Origin of the sequence: Pseudomonas sputi (assembly GCF_021603585.1) — a bacterium.
GTDB classification, from domain to species: Bacteria; Pseudomonadota; Gammaproteobacteria; order Pseudomonadales; family Pseudomonadaceae; genus Aquipseudomonas; species Aquipseudomonas sputi.
The window spans coordinates 30,537-48,001 of record NZ_BQHI01000034.1 but is presented as its reverse complement, the minus strand read 5'-3'; the positions used below and the strand labels follow the sequence as shown (position 1 = coordinate 48,001).

General features: G+C 62.2%; 16 protein-coding genes and 1 pseudogene. 4 read left to right on the top strand and 13 right to left on the bottom strand.

Annotated elements, in window-relative coordinates; genetic code table 11:
* Positions 1-130 precede the first annotated feature (130 nt).
* A pseudogene (locus tag L6D81_RS26865) lies at positions 131-424 on the top strand (DUF6124 family protein); the annotation flags it as partial.
* Between the two features lie 129 nt (positions 425-553).
* Here L6D81_RS26865 and L6D81_RS26860 read toward each other — a convergent pair.
* The 10 genes from L6D81_RS26860 to L6D81_RS26815 form a co-directional block, all read right to left on the bottom strand.
* The gene (locus L6D81_RS26860) at positions 554-1,531 is read right to left on the bottom strand and encodes a LysR family transcriptional regulator (RefSeq protein WP_236182618.1); all 978 of its coding nucleotides are present in this window, start codon (positions 1,529-1,531) and stop codon (positions 554-556) included.
* A gap of 39 nt (positions 1,532-1,570) precedes the next feature.
* Complete coding sequence (locus L6D81_RS26855) at positions 1,571-2,503, bottom strand: peptidylprolyl isomerase (RefSeq protein WP_373874349.1); 933 nt, start codon at positions 2,501-2,503, stop codon at positions 1,571-1,573.
* An 11-nt stretch (positions 2,504-2,514) separates the two neighbouring features.
* Complete coding sequence (locus tag L6D81_RS26850; RefSeq protein ID WP_085683839.1) at positions 2,515-2,982, bottom strand: YbjN domain-containing protein; 468 nt, start codon at positions 2,980-2,982, stop codon at positions 2,515-2,517.
* A 17-nt stretch (positions 2,983-2,999) separates the two neighbouring features.
* A complete protein-coding gene (locus tag L6D81_RS26845; protein WP_236182616.1) occupies positions 3,000-3,629 on the bottom strand; it encodes a DNA repair protein in 630 nt (209 codons plus the stop codon).
* Positions 3,630-3,646: 17 nt separating this feature from the next.
* Positions 3,647-5,344, bottom strand: coding sequence for a putative porin (locus L6D81_RS26840; protein ID WP_236182615.1), 1,698 nt, complete (start codon positions 5,342-5,344; stop codon positions 3,647-3,649).
* A 39-nt stretch (positions 5,345-5,383) separates the two neighbouring features.
* Positions 5,384-6,094, bottom strand: a complete 711-nt coding sequence (locus L6D81_RS26835; RefSeq protein WP_236182614.1) for an energy transducer TonB family protein — start codon at positions 6,092-6,094, stop codon at positions 5,384-5,386.
* Between the two features lie 3 nt (positions 6,095-6,097).
* Positions 6,098-6,523 (bottom strand): ExbD/TolR family protein, encoded by a 426-nt coding sequence (locus tag L6D81_RS26830; RefSeq protein ID WP_236182613.1) that lies wholly within the window; start codon positions 6,521-6,523, stop codon positions 6,098-6,100.
* A gap of 11 nt (positions 6,524-6,534) precedes the next feature.
* Positions 6,535-8,334, bottom strand: coding sequence for a DUF2341 domain-containing protein (locus L6D81_RS26825; RefSeq protein ID WP_236182612.1), 1,800 nt, complete (start codon positions 8,332-8,334; stop codon positions 6,535-6,537).
* 14 nt (positions 8,335-8,348) lie between these two features.
* Positions 8,349-9,944, bottom strand: a complete 1,596-nt coding sequence (locus tag L6D81_RS26820) for a ShlB/FhaC/HecB family hemolysin secretion/activation protein (protein ID WP_236182611.1) — start codon at positions 9,942-9,944, stop codon at positions 8,349-8,351.
* 71 nt (positions 9,945-10,015) lie between these two features.
* Positions 10,016-10,627 carry a transposase gene (locus L6D81_RS26815; protein ID WP_236182610.1) on the bottom strand — a complete coding sequence of 204 codons (612 nt, stop codon included), beginning with the start codon at positions 10,625-10,627 and terminating at the stop codon, positions 10,016-10,018.
* 269 nt (positions 10,628-10,896) lie between these two features.
* On the opposite strand from L6D81_RS26815, the gene L6D81_RS26810 reads away from it, so the two are divergent.
* On the top strand, positions 10,897-12,213 hold the full coding sequence (locus L6D81_RS26810; RefSeq protein WP_236182609.1) for an S-type pyocin domain-containing protein: 1,317 nt from the start codon (positions 10,897-10,899) through the stop codon (positions 12,211-12,213).
* Positions 12,214-12,221: 8 nt separating this feature from the next.
* Positions 12,222-12,476, top strand: a complete 255-nt coding sequence (locus L6D81_RS26805) for a bacteriocin immunity protein (protein WP_236182608.1) — start codon at positions 12,222-12,224, stop codon at positions 12,474-12,476.
* 3 nt (positions 12,477-12,479) lie between these two features.
* Here L6D81_RS26805 and L6D81_RS26800 read toward each other — a convergent pair whose 3' ends face one another.
* The 3 genes from L6D81_RS26800 to L6D81_RS26790 form a co-directional block, all read right to left on the bottom strand.
* A complete protein-coding gene (locus L6D81_RS26800; protein ID WP_236182621.1) occupies positions 12,480-13,688 on the bottom strand; it encodes a DSD1 family PLP-dependent enzyme in 1,209 nt (402 codons plus the stop codon).
* 74 nt (positions 13,689-13,762) lie between these two features.
* Complete coding sequence (locus L6D81_RS26795) at positions 13,763-15,091, bottom strand: D-arabinono-1,4-lactone oxidase (protein ID WP_236182620.1); 1,329 nt, start codon at positions 15,089-15,091, stop codon at positions 13,763-13,765.
* 76 nt (positions 15,092-15,167) lie between these two features.
* The gene (locus tag L6D81_RS26790) at positions 15,168-15,530 is read right to left on the bottom strand and encodes a c-type cytochrome (RefSeq protein ID WP_236182607.1); all 363 of its coding nucleotides are present in this window, start codon (positions 15,528-15,530) and stop codon (positions 15,168-15,170) included.
* A gap of 293 nt (positions 15,531-15,823) precedes the next feature.
* Between L6D81_RS26790 and L6D81_RS26785 the strand changes: the two genes are divergently transcribed.
* Positions 15,824-17,449: an NADP-dependent glyceraldehyde-3-phosphate dehydrogenase gene (locus L6D81_RS26785; RefSeq protein WP_085646432.1), complete on the top strand. Its 1,626-nt coding sequence runs from the start codon at positions 15,824-15,826 to the stop codon at positions 17,447-17,449.
* Positions 17,450-17,465: the final 16 nt, after the last annotated feature.

The following is a 17,465-nucleotide window of genomic DNA, read 5'->3' as shown; positions in this document are numbered from 1 at the left end:
TGGAAAAGTGCGATGAATCAATTTGCGATTCTGTACGGAGATCGATTTATCAGGCCAACCTGGTAAAAGCACGGCCTGCCTGACGGCAGGCCGTTACCGGCCCGCACACAAAATATCTGACAGTCCCATCATGATCAAACCAACACCCAACCCACCCGAAACCGACACCACCTCGCCCTACGAATCCCTCGACTCAAAAACCTTCCACGAAGCCGCCGAACGCGCCCTCGATCACTACTTCAATCCCCTACTCCCCAGAAAACCGCTGCTCAAACCCAACACCCGCTACCTCATCGCTCCCGGCATCGACAGCGAAGAACTGCTGGCCGACGCCTGCGAAACCCTGACTTCGGCCAAAACCATGGCCACCGACTTCGCCGGACTGGTGGATGGCTCGCATCGGCATGTGCTGTTGGGCATTGCGTAACTGATCATGCTGGGTGAACTGGCGGTAAATCAGGCGCTGGATAATCTGGAGTTGAAGGCCGAGGCGCCGCTATAGCCTGATCGCCTGATCGTTCCCGCGCTCGTCGTGGGAACGATCTAAGAAAAATTACTCGAACCACTCCTGCCGCTCATTGAAAGTGCGTTGAATCAACTCAACCAACGTCCGCACCTCGCCAACCTCCTGCGATTCACTGTTCACTGCCAACCACGCCTGCAACCGCATCGCCTCGTCAAACACCCCCGGCAGCGCCACCAATCCGCGATCAAACCGGCTCATGTACATCGGCAGCAAACCAATGCACGCGCTGCAGCGGATCATCTCCAGCATCAGCTCGTAAGACTGCATCTGCACCACCCCGGCCAACCGCTGTTCGACCAGTTCATTCCACGGTCGAAAGCTGTCGATCTGCCGGTCATGCTGCCATTGCACCAGCATGAAGTCGGCAAGGTCATCCGGGCTTTCCGGGCGTGCAGTCACGCGGGAGTAGCGTTTGGCGATGTGCGGCTGGTATTCCAGTTGCGCGAGGCATTGCGGCTCGCTGGTGGCGAAAGTCGGGCCGGGGTGCGGGGTGTCGCCGTGGGCGAGCCACAGCACAAGGTCGGCGCTGACGGCGCGCAGGGCCAGTTCGCTGTCGAGGGCGATGATTTCAAGACGCACGCTGGCGTTGCGGCGCAGCAGTGCGATGAGGTCGCGACCGAGGATGTCATGCAGGATCGATTCGGCGACGGCCAGCCTTATCAACGGCTGCTCGATCACCGGCAGTTTGCGTTCGTGGGCCAGGGCGATCAGTTGCGCCTGCAACTGCTGGCCTTCGCGGGTCAGGCTCAGGGCGCTGCCCTGAAAGCTGAACAGCGCGCATTGCAGTTGCTGTTCGAGCTGCGCCAGTTGCTTGCGCAACAGGGTCGAGCGCACGTTGAGGCTGCGGGCGGCCTGCATGAAGCAGCCGCAACGGGCGCTGACCAGAAAGTATTGCGCGACGTCGCTGTCGAGGGTCGCGGCTTGCGCCAGCCAGGGTTCGTCCTTGTCCCGGGGCCAGCGGAAATCGGCGCTGCTCTGTCGTGCTGCAGGTTCGGTGAATGACATCGATGACTCCCTGTCGATCTTTGTTTGGGTGTGCAGCGTTTAGGGTTTGGTCTCCAGCACCTTGTTGAGCTCAGCCCCGTCGATGCTCAGCGTCGCGGTGTTGAGCATGCCGTCCAGATAGGCCTGGGCGATCTGCTCCTGACGCTGGGCACGCAGGGCCTGGGTCAGTTGGTCACGCAGTTCGTCGAGGGTTGCGGTGCTGGCCGGTTGTTGTTCGGTGAGTTTGATCACGTGGAAACCGGCGCTGCTTTGAACGGGATCGGAAACCGCGCCAACCTTGAGCCGCGCCACCGCACCACGCACTTCCGGCACCAGTTGCTGCAACGGTTGCAGGCCGGTGTCGCCGCCGCGTTCAGCGGTGAGACGATCCTGGGAAAACTCTTTGGCCAACGCTGCAAAGTCCGCCGAGGTTGTCTGGGCTTTCTTGCTCAGCTCCGTGGCCTGCTTGCGCACGGTTTCAAGACTCTGCGGCTCATTCACCCCGAGGAAGATCTGACTGACCCGATACAGCGCCGGCGTCTGCCAGTTGGCCTTGCCCGCGTCATACGCCTGCTGCAACTCGGCAGCGCTCGGGTAATCCGCCGGCACTTTACTCACCGACTGCAAATAGTCGCGGAACACGATCTGTTCGGTGGCGGCGCGGGTCTGGCGAACCACGTCCGGGCGCTGCGCCCAGCCCTGAGCATCGGCCTGTTCCAGCACGGCTTTTTCGGCCAGGCGTGAACGGATCCAGCGCTCCAGCGCCTCACGATTGCCACGCAGTTGCTCGCGAGTCTGTGGCGGTACGGCCGCCAGCAACGCCTGCAATTCCTCCGGTGAAACCTGCTGATTACCCAACCGCGCCACCGCAGGCCCGGCATTCGCCGCAATCACCGGCGCCGGTTGCTGGGCGGCGACCGGGTCATTGCCCGGCCGCACCACCAGCGCCACGGCCACCACCAACAGCGCCACCGCAGCGGCGCTGATTACCATGGCAGGTTTGGTCACAGTGCGACTTCCTCTTGCTCAACCTTGGGAGCCTGGGCGACGGCGGCGGACTGGGTGAAATCACGCAGGTACACAATGAATTCCTGCAGCAGGCGATCCCACAATTCCAGGTTGCCGCGCAGGTGATCGTTGCTGACGCCCGCAGCCACCACCACGTCCATTTCCATCACCAGAAACTCGCCCTGCAACGACAACCGGGCAAACCGGCGAGTCGCGTTCCACTGCTCGGCCACACCCGCCGGCAATTCACCCTGTACCCGCAGCGCGCAGCTGAAGGTGAAGTCGACGTAACTGCCCTGCTCCGCCACCGCCGGGTTGCCGAAACGCACGGCATAACCGATGCCCTGGCTGGCGCTGAGCAACTGGACGATGCCGTTCTGTTCGGTCTGGTTGACGCGGTAACCGGCGGCTTGCAGCACGTCGGTCAGGGATTGCGGGGATACGTGGGAGATCAATTGAGTCATGACTTCTTCCTTGTCTATCAGTGTGCAATCGCGGCTTGCGGCGCATCGAATTGAGTCTTGTACAGTTCGTCGCCAAAGCCCTGAGCCAGCTCATCGAACTTGACCCGGGCACTGCCGGCGAAGGGCTGGCGGATCTTCATCACCTCGGCCACATCGATGTTTTCGTAGGCGGTGAGAATCTGCTTGGCCACGCCGTACATTTGCTGATTCTTGACCGAACATTGCTGCACTTGTGTGTCACGTTCAGTCAATTGCGCTTGAAGCTTAGACCGTTCGGCCTCTTTGGCACGGGCCATGACCAACAGCTCGTCGTAGGCTTTCTTGAACTTGCCGATCTGCTCGTTACTCGCCGCGACTTGCGCCTGGGCCTGGCTGTGCAGGCTTTGCTGCTGCCCGGCCAGTTGCTCGGCGAGGCCTTTGGCCTTGGCCAGTTCGGCGCTCAATTGCTTGATTTGCGCCTGGGCTGCCTTGGCCTCGTTCTGCGCCGCCAGTTGCGCGGCGCTGGCCTGGGCCTGCTGGCTTTGCAGGGTTTGCAGCTGCTGGGTGGTGCTGCGCAATTGCGTGCGCAGGCGTTCTTCCATGCCTTCGGCGCTCGCCCCGGTAGCGATCAACATCCCGAGTCCAAGCCATAAAAAGCGGATTTTCATAACCCTCTCCCGGCGCCTTAGAAGCGCGTATTGATCTCAAGCTGCATGACGTCGATGTCGAACGGCGCGCCATACACCGCCTCCGAACTCAGCCAGCGGCCGGTGGCGTAGACGTTCTTCGCCAGACCGTAATTGCCGCCCAGGAAGTAGCCCTTGGCGTTGGTGCCGCCGAGGTGGAACGACGAGTCGTTGAAGCCGTCCGGCAAGGCATCCGGCTGGATGTACTTGTAGCCGGCGAACAGGTTCCAGTCGCCCTGCTTCTTCAGCTCCAGTGCGTTGCCGAGGGTGAACTGGACCATCCACGCATTGGCGCCGCTTTCGATGTTGCCGTTGCTGTCGAGGTTGTTGACCAGTTGCCCGGCCGAACGCTTGCGCATGTCGCCTTCGTCGTAGCCCAGGTTGTGGATGTAGTTGCCCTGGCTGCGCAGTTTGAAGTCTTCGGGAAGGTCGGCGTCCCACACCACGTTCAGATCCAGCAGGTTGAATTCGGACGCAAGGCCGACGAACTGCGGTTGTGGCGTGGTGCTGGGGTTGAGCGGGTTCGGCGTGATGTCACGCAGCAGGAACACGCTGTTGCCCTTCTGCATGAACGCCGCGCGGGTGCCGTCGCTGTCGCAGCCCGGCGCGCCGGCCCACGGTTCGCAAGGGCTGGAACGCTGGCCTTCGATGTCGTCGAAGCGGTAGTAGGCCAGCGCGCCTTTCAAGCGGTTGTTGCTGTTGATCGCCCATTTGGCGCCGATCTGCGCGCCGTACAGCCATTTGTTGTCGCTTTCTTCCTTGTCGAAGCCGTTGCTGGTGGTGGTGTCGTTGGTGTAGTCCACCGGGAACGCGCCGACGGTGCCGAACACGCCCCAGTCGCGGCTGAGCTTGTGGTCGAAAATCGCCGCCACGCCGTCGAAGTTCAGGTCGTTGGAATACAGCATGTCGGTGGACATGAACGGGTTGGCGAAGCGGCCACCGGTCAGGGTCAACTCATCCGAGGGTTTCCAGGTCAGATACCCCTGATCGAGCCAGATGTCTTTTTTCGAGAAGCCGCCGCCGAGGTTCTGGGTGGTCGACACCGGGTTGTTGTCCGAGCCGGTGCCGATGCGGATGCCGGCGGTCCATTGCGGCGAAATCTCCGCTTTCATGCCCAGCCGGGCGCGCAGGCGGAACAGGTTTTCGCGGTCTTCGCGGGTGTTGAGCAACGGCGGCAACGCGGTGCTGCTGTTGGGGTTCACGTCGTACGGGCCATTGTTGTTGAGCTTGGCGAAGTCGACGATTTCGTTGCTGTTGTTGCCCGAGTAATAGCGCGATTCGTCACGCAGACGAATGTCGCCGTCAAAGCTGATGCGTGACGCCCAGTCCGGGAAGGTGTTGGGCGCGGCCCAGTTTTCCTGCTTGGCGGTGGCCATGACCTCGGCCTTGACCTGATCGCGGATCTGGTCGCGCACCGCGGCGGGCACGTATTGCACCCGCACATCCCCCGGCGCAGCGACCGGCCCCGCCGCCACGGCGGTGGACGCCGCAGCCTGCTTGGCCTGGGCCGCTTCGTTCTGGGCCTGGGCGATCAACGCGTCGGCCTTGTCCTGTTTCAGAATGCCTTGCTCGACCAGCAAGCGGATCAGATTGATCGTGGCGTTCTCCGAGGGCGCAGGCGCTGCCGCGGCCTGACCGACCAGGGTCGCGATGACCATGCCGACCGCCAGGGACAATCGATTCACGTTGGAAATCATCTGCACACAACTCCTTTTCATACAGCTTTATGAATTCGGTTAACCCGGACGCCGTCCTTGCAGGGACATGCGCACAGGCAAGGTGATGGAGGCCGGGGGCCGTTCGCTCAGATGGGGCGCGTTACGCAATGCGGCCAGCACCTGACTGTCGATCTCGGGGTTGCCGCTGGACTTGGTCAGCTCGACCCGGGTGATCTCGCCGACGCTGCTGAGCCACACATCGGCCTGCAGCGAAAACGCGAGGTTGCGCAGGTCGGGGTTCTCGCGCAGCAGCTTCTGGAAGGTGAACGCGAGGAACTGGCTGTAGGTGCCGTTGCCCAGTCGCCCACCGCCGGAACCGGCCATGCCGCCGCCCTTGCCCGCGCCGATGTTGAATGCGTCGCTGCCGCTCTGGGCGTCGCCGTCCATTTGCATCGGGTTGGCCAGGTCGTCCGCCGGCGATGGCGGTGCTTCTTCCTCGGGCTTGACCTCCTCTGGCTCTGGCGTTGGCTCGGGCTCGACGACTTTTTCTTCCACTGGCGTTTCCGGCTCCGGCGGTTTTTCCGGCGGCGGCGGTGGCGGTGGCGGTGGCGGCAAGGGAATGATCGTCGGCACCTTGGGCGCCTCCCGGCGGATGCCGCTCATGTCGTTGGCCCACTGCCACAACAGAAACGCCGCGACGGCGCCCAGCAGCAGCCCGGCGCCCCACTTCACGTAACGCAGTGGCGACTTCTTCACCGGCAAGGGCTCGATTGGCAGTTGTGCAGTCATCACTCAGCCCTGCGTCGGTTTGCCGGTGACGAGACCGACCTGGGACAGTTCGAGCCGGCGCAGCAGATCCAGCACTTCGATGACCTTCTGGTACTGCACCGTGGCGTCGCCGCGCACGATCACCGGGAAGTCCGGGTTCTGCGCCTTCTCGATGCGCAGGCGATCTTCCAGCTCCGGCAGGGTCACCGGGTAAGCGTCGAGGAATACCTGCCCGCCGTCGTTGACCGAAATCGCCTTGGTCTTGGCCTCGGACAGCGACACGACGGCGCTGGCCTTGGGCAGGTTGATCTGGATCCCGGAGACCTGCGCGGTGGCGGTGAGGATGAACATCACCAGCACCACCATCAGCACGTCCACCAGTGGCGTGATGTTGATGCTGTCCACTGCGGCATCTTCGTCATCGTCGTGGGAGGCATTTACGGACGCCATGTTTGTGCTCCTCAGGCCGGTACGGAGTGGTTGGCGTGATGCCCGCGCTGATGCGCCGCTTCACTGGACTGACCTTCGCCGTGCATCTCCGCCAGACGGGTGATGAACTCGTCGACGAACACGCGCATGTCGGCGCTGACTTCCTTGTTGCGGGTGATCAGGCGGTTGTAGCCAAACAGCGCCGGGATCGCGACGAACAGGCCCATGGCGGTGGCCAGCAACGCGGCCGCCATACCCGGCGCAATGGCGTTGATGTTGACGTCGCCGGCCATCGCCGTGCCGAGGAACACCACCATGATCCCCAGTACGGTGCCGAGCAGACCGATGTACGGGCCGCCGGCGATAGCGTTGGACAGGGTCGAGAGCTTCGAGCCCAGTTGCTGGTTTTCCCGGGTGCGCACGCCGTCCATCGAGCAACGGATGGCTTCGATGGTCGCCGCCGAAACCGACGAGGTATCGGCGCCCTGCTCGCGGCGGGTGCGGATCTCTTTCACGGCCACCAGGTACAGGCGCCACAGCGGCGAGTGCTGCAGACGCTGGGCGAGTTGGGCGTCATCGGCAAACATTTCCAGGCGGGTGCCGACCTTGGCGAACTGCACGCGAAAGTCTTCGTTGGCGGCGGTGACACGGCTCAACGTGCGGTTCTTGCGCAGCATGATGATCCACGACTGGAACATCATCAGCACCAGCACCGCGATGATCACCCAGGCGTCCACCGGCACCGCGTTGAGCAGGAAGCCGAGGCTGCCGAATCCGAAGCCGGACTGTTCTTCATCGACGCCGTAAGCCACCAGTTTTGACTCGGCGCCCTGGGACGTGGCGTCGGCCAGCAACAACGGCGCCGGGCGGGCGACTTTCGACAGGCGCAGTTCATCAATGGCGCCCACGAATGGCTGGAACGCGCTCGGGGAAAGATCAGCACCAATGGCCATGACCGAGTTGAACGCCGGCATCGCCTGGGCCAGTGCCGCACCTTCGCGACCGTTGATGTACAGCGTCACTTTCGCGCCTTCAGCGGTCAGTGCGACGTGCTGCCATTGGCCCGGATTCAGCGGTTGAGTGGCAACGGCGCGCTGGCCGTCGATCTCCACGAACGGTACGCCCTGATTCACACCGACCAGCAGGCTGTTGGCGCCTTCGCGGCGGGCCAGGATCAGTTGCTCGCCATCGGCCTGATCCAGACGCAACCAGGCACTGAAGGTAAATGCGCTGCCAGCGTTGTGCTGCAACGATGGACTGGCTGGCAGCAACAACGGCTGGCCGCTGAACTGCAAGGCCCGCCCGACTACGCCGTCAATCGCGGCGCCGGTCGCGCTTTGCGCCGTGTTGCCGTAAGCGGTGGTGTCTTTCGCCGGGGTGCCGGTGGCGCCGTCGAAGTGATAGAGCGCGGTGTAATTCGGATCGAATGTCAGTTGGCCATTGCCGGTGGCCGGCGCCTTCTGGTTGCCGTAGTACATCCAGATGTCCTGACGCTGACCACCCTCGACATTCGGCACATCGACCCAGATCAGCGCCATGCCCATCAGTGCGTCGAAACTTTCGATCTGGTGGTTGAGCACGGTCTTGTCATCGGCGGCGACGAAGCGCAGGTCCGAGCCGTCCTCTTTCACGCCGTCGAAGGTGAAGTTGCCGGTGTGCAGGCGCACCAGCAGCGCGGTGCGACCGAGGGCCTGATTGATCGCGGCGCCTTGCGGCGTGGTGTCGACGGCGATCTGTTTGCGGTAATGCCAGTCGTCCTGCCACCAGGCCTGAGCCGTGGCCGGGAGCACGAAGCCCAGGCAGATCAACAACGAAAGGAAAAGGCGCTGCATGAAAAGTGCTCCTGTTAGAAAGTGGCCTGAAGGTTGAAGTGCAGGCGCGATTCCTGTTTCGAGGTGTTCGGCCCTTCGAGTAGCGGGTAGCCCCAGTCGAGGCTGCCGGACAGCCATTTGCTCAGGCTGGCGCGGGTGCCGAGGCCGACGCTGGCCAGGGCGTAATTGGCGTCCTGATCCGGCAGTTCGTCGCGCAGGTACAGTTGCGCGCCTTCGGCGAAGGCGTAGAAGCGCCAATCCTGCATCCAGCCGCCGACGTACTTGGCCAGCGACGGTGTGCGCAGCTCTTCGCTGAGCAGGAAGCCGTCATCGGCGGTGCGTTCGGCGGCCAGATAACCGCGTACCGAAGTCGCGCCGCCGGCGGAGAATTGTTCGTTGGAAACCAGCGGACCGGACGCCAGCTGGAACGCCGCTTTGCTCGCGCTCTGCCAGTCGCTGTCGAAGGTCCAGGTGAAGTTGGTATCACCCTTGAGCACGGCGAAACTCGGGTTGGCGCGGTAGCGTTTGTAGTCGAAGTCTTCGTCGGAACTGCCGTAACCGAAGAGGCTGCGGGTGGCGGCGACCAGGCTCAGGCCGAGACCGAGCTGGCTCTTTTCGCTGTAGCGATAGCCGTTGTAGGCGAAGGTGAACGGTGCATATTTGAGCGGCACCTTGTCGCTTTCGCCGGACAGCGTCAGGCGCTCGTCGAAGTCCTTGAAGTCGATGCCGGCCGACAGCGAGTTCGACCAGTTGCCACTGGACGGGATCGTGTAGATCGCCGCTACGCCGTAGGAATGGCCCTTGCCGAGCACGTTGCTGCCGCCGAGGGTGGCGACGTTGCTGTCGGACTGGTAACCGGAGAACTGCACGCTCCAGCGCTCGGTCAGCGGTGCGGTGTAGGAGCCGGACCAGACCTTGGCGTTGTCGGTTTCCTGAGGCGCGGTGAAGAACGTCAGGTTGACGCTGTGCCCCAACTGCCAAAGGTTGTTGTAACCAAGGCTGGTGACGGTGCGCAGTTTTTCGGTGTCGGCGCTGTAGTCGTTGTTCAAACCGACGCTGGCGGTCCACGGGTTCTGGTCTTCGACCTGCAAGTCCACGTCCATGGTGCCGGGGCGCTGGCCTTCGCGCACCAGTGGCATCACCTGGCGACCCGGGGTCTTGTTGAGCTGCGCCAGTTCGCCCTGGACCTTGGCAAAGTCCGGCACCTCGCCTTCCTTCAGCGCCGGGACGTTGTCGCGAATATCCAGCGGCGAATAGTGTTTGGCGCCGACCACCCGCACCCGGCCGACCTTGGTTTCGCTGACTTGCAGGTAGACGATGCCGTCGGCCACCGCCTGCTCCGGCAGTTCGACGAACACCGATTGGTAGCCGCGCTCCTGATAGGCCTTCTGCAGGGCATCGCGCGCGCCTTCGATGTCGCTCAAGGCTTTTTGCGGGCCGAGGAACGGGTACACCGCTTCCTCGATCGCCCGCGCATCGAGCACGGTGTTGCCGCGCACGAAGTATTCGTTGACGTCCACCAGACGCTGCGCCGCTGCGTTTTCGGCCTCCTCGGCGAACGCCGGCTGCACGCCGGCCGTCACCAGCAGCCAGCCCCACAGCGCCAGCCGTGACGTGAAAATCTGTTCCACACTACCCCCTGAAATTCGCGATGACCTGTTGGCGCTCGTGCGCCTTGCGTGTGCGTCAGTTACTGGCGTTGTTAATTGCTGACGTGCGGCGCCCCGGTGTGCTTGCCCAGCCAGGTGTGCAGCAGCGCGAAGTTCAGCGAGAACTCGGGCATCTGCAGCAGCGCGCCGCAGAACACCTCACCGATGATTTTCTGGATGAGCTGCACCGCACGCGGCTCGTTGAGCAGCGTGGCGATGTCGCGACTGAGGACATTGAAGCTCCAGACTTTCTGGTTCAGGCCCAGGCCGACGAACCAGCGGAACAGCAGGTTGTAATTGAGCTGTTCGTAGAGCTGCTGCTCGCTGGGCACCGAATACAGCAGTTGCAGCAGCAGGATGTGCATGACCGTCTGCGGGGCGATCAGCATGCCGGGCCGGGTATTGAGGTCGTGCAGAAGGTCGCGGTGGGCATCGAGCAAATCGTCGATCTGCGGGCGCAGCAGCACCAGCGAATGTCCCGGCGGAATGTAGCTGGAGACCTCTTTCAAGGCACCCTGCCAGTCATCCTGCGACACGATCCAGACCCACGGCGCGCCGTAGCGATACACCGAAACCGGCTTCTTGCGCGCGGCTTCGACGATCTTCGACAGGCGTTGATCGAGTTCCTGCATGCCCACTTTCGAGTAGCGTTCCATAGTCCCCATTGCCTCACTCCCGGCGTCCCGCCTCGGCTTGTGAAAAGCGGCCCTCAGGCCCCCTCAAGCGCGTTACATAGGCATGACCGGACTGGCGATGTGCTACCGAACTTTTGTCATAAAAGCTTCATTACAGAAATCGAGTGAGGTTTGGGGAAACCGCAGCAACACCGCGAAACAGGAAATTTCAGCGCTGCATTTAGGAAACGTCCTAACGCCAGGTCAGGAACATCCCGGTTAGGTTTCGCGCTTCTTCGGTTACATGCAGAAAAACAACCATGGCGCGGGACAAGGACATTCCCCAGGTCTGGGAGTATCGCGGCGGAATGGCCGGTGGCGGAAACGGCAGGCTCATTCCCCGCGACATGACGCAGACCGAGTTGGCCGAATTCAAAGCACGGCAAGCGACCTACGATGCAATGATCGCCCGCCAGCAGGCGTATGAAGATCGGCACTTGCGCCAGATCGAGCAGCGTCCGCAAGCGCCAGGCCGGGGTTGTGTGTTCGCCAAAAGCTGCAACCTTTCGGACGGCGTGATAGATCACAAAAATCCGGCCGGTTTCATCCCGACCGAACGCTTGGCCGAGTATGGTCAGTGGGCCGTCCTCGGCAGCCAGGTGCCGATCAGCGCTGAAGGCGTTCCGTTGAAGTGGGTGGCGGGCTCCGGCACCGGTCGGGCGCTAGGGCAACGGCTCGGTGGTTCGCTCGGGCTCAGCCTGCTGAGCGGCGCCAGTGCCGCCGGCACCCTGGCATTGTTGATCCCCAACACCGATATCTCGTCCGACAGCGCTTTCTACACCAACGAACAATACGCGCAGCTCACCAGCGGCCGTACCCGCGTGCGCTTCAATGCCAAGACACTGCCCGACGGCTCCATCAGTGCCTACGGCTTCTACACGGGTGGCAAGAAGGACTGGGAGTTCGTCCCGGTCATCAAAGCCCGGCAAGAAGGCGAACACTTCGTCGCCGACCTCGGCCACGGCATCGGGCTGACCTGGACACCCGCCGCCAACCCCGATGACGCCCCCTCCATCCCGGCCCTCGAAGGCGCCCCGCCGCTGCCGACGATCTGGGTGTATCCGCCGGGCGAGAAGACTGACCGCATCCTCGTTAATCCGCAGCATCCGCCGGGTTATCACGACGCAATCGTCTGGTTTCCGGCGAATGCGGGGCTGGCACCGATTTATGTGGTGCTCAGCACGCGGTATGAGCCGGGGGTTGTGACGGGAGTGGGTGAGGATGTTGAGGGGATTTGGCTCGCGGGGGCAGGCAATGGGTTGGGTGCTCCGATACCGACGCGGATTGCCGATCAGTTGAGAGGGCAGCGATTCAGAGATTTCGATGCGTTCAGGAAGGCGTTCTGGATCACAGTAAGAAACGATTCAGAGCTCTTCAGCCAGTTCAACAACATCGCTCAAGAGCGCTTACGCTCAGGCAACGCTCCAGTGGTGCGCGACAAGGATGCCATCGGAAACAGAAGCACTTTTGAAATTCATCATGTCCGACGCATTGCCGATGGGGGCCCTGTTTACGATGTAGACAATCTGCGGATAAATACACCAAAAAACCATATTGAACAGCACAGAGCAAAGTAGAGCGGACCATGACAGACATCTCAGACTTCACCGAAACAGAGTTCATAGATTTGATTCAGCAGATACTCGCTGCTAACAAAGCTAATTCGGATGAGGAGCTCGGCGAAATGTTGGCAAAATTCAGAAAGGTTGCGGCCCACCCTGAAGGTACTGATCTGATCTTTTATCCGGAACCGGGTCGGGACAATTCCCCGGAAGGAATTGCACGCACAGTGAAACAATGGCGTAGTGACCGAGGCTTGCCAGGGTTCAAACCCGAATAACCTTCAGGTATACACCGGCCAGGTATCGACAATCTTGCCGCCGCGCACCGCCAGTAAATCACCAAACTGCAGCAACACCGCCTCAGTCTGAGTCGGTCGCAGGAACACCTGATCCTCCACCGTCAGCCCCACGGTATTCGAACCATTGACCATCTCCTGATTCGAGCTACGGCCGTAAACGCCATTGCTCTGCAATCCGGGCGGTGATTCGAACTCGGCCATCCAGTTGCCGCCGTAAATGAAGAAGGTCTGGCGCTGGTTGGTGTCCCACCACGAAAACAGTTTCGACTTGTCGTCCAGCGCCGGGATGTTCACTGCTCCGGTGCTTTTCAATACCGGCGTGGCGATGTACGCGGCAGGCTCGTGTTCGACCAGCGACGGCAGGTCGTAATGAGTCGGCTTGAGCATCGCCGTCCCCACCGACACTTCACTGCTCAGATGTTCGTTTTCATGCATGCGATAACTCGGACTGCCGGCGGTGTTCAGGCACAAGCCGTCATGCCACAGCGCCGGGTATTGCTGCCGGGTGAAATCGACGCAGCGCTGATAAATCACCATCACCTTGGCGAACAGTTCCTCGGGCGAGCCGAGAATCCCCGGCACGCCCATGCCCACGAACGGGTCGTAGCCCATGAACCCGGCGAACTCCAGGTGCTGCGGATTGGCGGCGATCAGCGCGAGCATCTGCCCCAGCACGTTCAGATCACTGACACCGCCCCGATGCAGGCCGACGTCCAGCTCGATGTTGATCCGCATCCGCGTGCCCAGTCCCTGGGCCAGCGCGAGGTATTGCTGAAGACGTTCGGGGTTGTCGATCAGCCATTGCAGCTGCTTCGCCGGGTCGAACGGGCCTTTGTGGGTCTGGTAGAAGATCTCGGCGGAACGCACCGGCAGCGGCTTGCCGAGCAGAATGTCCGACTGCGGGAACGTCACTGCATCGTGATTGAGAAACGGCTGATGAAACGACATCAGTCGCTGCGTCCCTGCCCGTTGGCCGATGTAGCTGAGCAACCCCGGCGACGGCAGCGATTTCTCCACCAGCCGCAACTGCTTGCCCGCGCGCTTGACCGAGCGCATCACCACGTCAATGTTGTGGTCCAGCCGATCCAGATCGATCAACAACACCGGGCGCATCGGGCCTTTGCTCTTGAGCTCATTGTTCAGCGCCCGGAAATAGTCGCTGTAAGGCCCGCCGCGATCCCCCGGCCGCAACCATGCCCCCACGCCCACCAGCAAAGCGCCGATACCCAACGTACCCAGCACGAAATGACGTCGATTGACCGCCATCAGCTCACCCCCAGAATCGACGACAGATGCCCGTTGAGAAACTTGCCGCTCGGGTCCAGCGCCTGGCGTACCTGAATGAATTCCTGCCAGCGCGGATAGAGCGTTTGCAACGTACGTGCGTTGAGCGTGTGCAACTTGCCCCAGTGCGGGCGACCGTTGTACTTCCAGAAGATCGGCTCGACGGCGGCGAAGAAGTTGTGATGGTCCATCTGATAATGCTGGTGGACCGAGATCGAGCAACTGTCGCGGCCTTCGAACATGCTCAGCGGAATGTCGTCGGCCTTGACGTAGCGGTACTCGATGGGAAACCAGGTGCGCAGGTCCTTGTCGCGGATCAGCTTGAGAATCTCCCGCAGACACGCCGGGCCGTGTTCGGCGGGCACTGAATATTCCATCTCGTTGAAACGCACGGTGCGTACGTTGGCGTAGACGTCGAACGAGTCGCCGACCCGGTCATCGAAACTCGCCAGATGTCGCAGACTGTTGAGCAGCGAACTGCGCAGGCCCGGGAAATCGCTGCCGTACTTGTCGATCTTCTCGATCAGGGTCACGAACTCGTTGCCGCCCTCCTCTTCGGGCGGAATCGGCGGCGTGGGCGGGTCGGTGGTTTCGTTGAGGGCGATCGACAAGGCGTAGTCGGAATGGGTGACGACGAGCATTTCCCAGTGCTGGTTTTCGCTTGTGTTCTTGTCCAGGTCTTCGAGCAGCTCTTCGGTTTTGGCGATCCATTGGGTTTCCCGCAGGCGATAGGCCGGGCGGTTTTGCAGGCGGATTTTGGTGGCCACGCCCAACGCGCCGAGGGACACCCGAGCGGCGTTGAATACTTCAGGATGACGCTGGCTGTTGCAGTCCAGCACCTCGCCGCTGGCGGTCACCAGTTGCATCCCGCAGACATGGGCGGAATAGGACTGAAAAGTTTTGCCGGTGCCGTGGGTCGAGGTGGAGATGGCGCCGGCGAGGGTCTGGTAATCGATATCGGCCATGTTTTGCAGGGCCTGGCCGACGTCCTTGAGTGGCGTGCCCATACGTGACATAGGGGTGCCAGCGGCGAATTCCGCTTGCAGGGTTTTCGGGTCGTGATCGAGCAGACCGTTGAAGTAGCTCAACGACAGCAGCGTACCGTCGGTGGGCACCAGCGCGCTGAAGGAATGGGCCGAGCCGACCGGGCGAATCCTGCCCGGTGCCTGCTGAATGATCGTCGTCAACTCATCGAGATTCTTCGGCGCCACCCGCGCCGCCGGCAGGCAACTCTGCCCGCCCGACCAGTTGCGCCAGGGAATCAGCCGGGGCGCACGCAGCAACTGGCCCAGCGCCGGATTGGCGGCCAGCGCGCTGAACGCGCCGACGATGCTTGCCCGTTGCAACAACTGCCGGCGTGTCAGATCTATCGGCATGCCAGGGTCCTTATCGTGGGAGCGGCTGATCGGCCATGAAACCGATCAACCGAAAAAATTGTTCTTCCGAGCACTCGACGCACTGACCCATCGGCGGCATGCCGTTGTAGCCGTTGATGGCGTGGTCGAGCAGCGTGTCGGCGCCCTGCTGGATGCGCGGTTCCCAGGCCTTGCGGTCACCGGTCAGCGGCGCATTGGCGGCGGGGTTGGCGTGGCAGAGCTGGCAGCTGTTGGCATAGATCTGCGCCAGCGCCGGATCGGAGGGCATGGCGCTACGGGCGATGCCGGATGAGGTCGGGGGTTTGGCGTCTTCGCCGCAACCGGCCAGTGCAACGGCCAGCAACAGCAGCCAGGTAAATCGGGATGCCCGCATAAAGATCCTCGCGTGAGGTGCCGCTTATTGTTGTGATCACACCTTAAGGCAGCGACGGCGGCGGGTTGAGGGCATTGCGGGCCAGTGAAGGGGGCATCCGGGGACAGTCGGGCCCCGGCTCGGAGCCGGGGCCAGACAACAGACTCTCCGGGAGCTGATGTTGCCACCCCTCTGCTCTGCGCCTTTGCGTGACATTCCCGTGACATTTGCGGGTTTAAATTTCAGTGAATTCAGGCGTATAACCTGTAAAGCCTTTTCAATCGGCCCGCCGACATCTTCTACGGGGTAGCGACATGACCACAGCAAACATCCTTGGCAACCTGTTCCCTTCTGTCAGCGACATCCCGGAAAAGTACCGCCTCGACGGTCAGGTCGAGCAACGCGAGTACCTGGTCGATGGCCAGTTGCGCCGCTGGGACGGCCCGCTCGCCACGGTGCGCAGCCCGGTTTATCTGCACGGCGACAATGGCGACGAACAAGTGATCCTCGGCAGCACGCCACTGCTGGACGCCGACACCGCCCTCACTGCCCTCGACGCCGCCGTCCGCGCCTACGACCGGGGCCAGGGCCTGTGGCCGACGCTGCGCGTGGCCGAGCGTATCCAGCACGTCGAAGCCTTCCTCGGGCGCATGCGCCAGCAGCGCGATGCCGTGGTGAAACTGCTGATGTGGGAAATCGGCAAGAACCTCAAGGACTCGGAAAAGGAGTTCGACCGCACCTGCGACTACATCGTCGACACCATCAATGCGCTGAAGGAACTCGACCGCCGCTCCAGCCGGTTTGAGCTGGAGCAGGACACCCTCGGCCAGATCCGCCGCGTCCCGCTCGGTGTGGCGCTGTGCATGGGTCCTTACAACTATCCGCTGAACGAAACCTTCACCACGCTGATCCCGGCGCTGATCATGGGCAACACCGTGGTGTTCAAACCGGCCAAGCTCGGCGTGCTGCTGATCCGCCCTTTGCTCGAAGCCTTCCGCGACAGCTTCCCCACCGGTGTGATCAACGTCATCTACGGCAGCGGCCGCGAGACGGTCAGCGCGCTGATGGCCAGCGGCAAGATCGACATCTTCGCCTTCATCGGCACCAACAAGGCCGCCAGCGACCTGAAGAAACTGCACCCGAAACCGCACCGTTTGCGCGCCGCACTGGGCCTGGATGCGAAGAACCCCGGCATCGTCCTGCCCGAGGTCGATCTGGACAACGCAGTCAGCGAAGCGGTGACCGGTTCCCTTTCGTTCAACGGCCAGCGCTGCACCGCGTTGAAAATCCTGTTCGTGCATGAAGATGTGGTGGACAGCTTCATCGAGAAATTCAACGCCAAACTGGCCAGCCTCAAACCGGGCATGCCATGGGACAGCGGGGTTTCGCTGACGCCGCTGCCGGAATCGGGCAAGGTCGATTACCTGCACGGGCTGGTGGCTGACGCGCAAAGCAAAGGCGCCCGGGTGGTCAACCCGAATGGCGGCGAAGCGCGGGCCTCGTTCTTCTACCCGGCGGTGCTGTACCCGGTGACGCCGCAGATGCGCGTGTATCAGGAAGAGCAGTTCGGCCCGGTGGTGCCGATCGTGCCGTACCGTCACCTCGATACCGTGATCGACTACGTGCTGGAATCGGATTTCGGCCAGCAACTGAGCATCTTTGGCACCAACCCGGTCGCTGTCGGACGCCTGGTCGACACCTTCGCCAACCAGGTCGGGCGGATCAACCTCAACGCCCAGTGCCAGCGCGGCCCGGACACCTACCCGTTCAACGGTCGCAAGAACTCCGCCGAGGGCACGCTGTCGGTACACGATGCGCTGCGGGTGTTTTCGATCCGTACGCTGGTGGCGACCAAGTTCCAGGAACCCAACAAGGACCTGATCAGCGAAATCATTCGCGGACGCGATTCAAACTTCATCGCCACCGACTACATCTTCTGAGGAGGAAACACCGCTG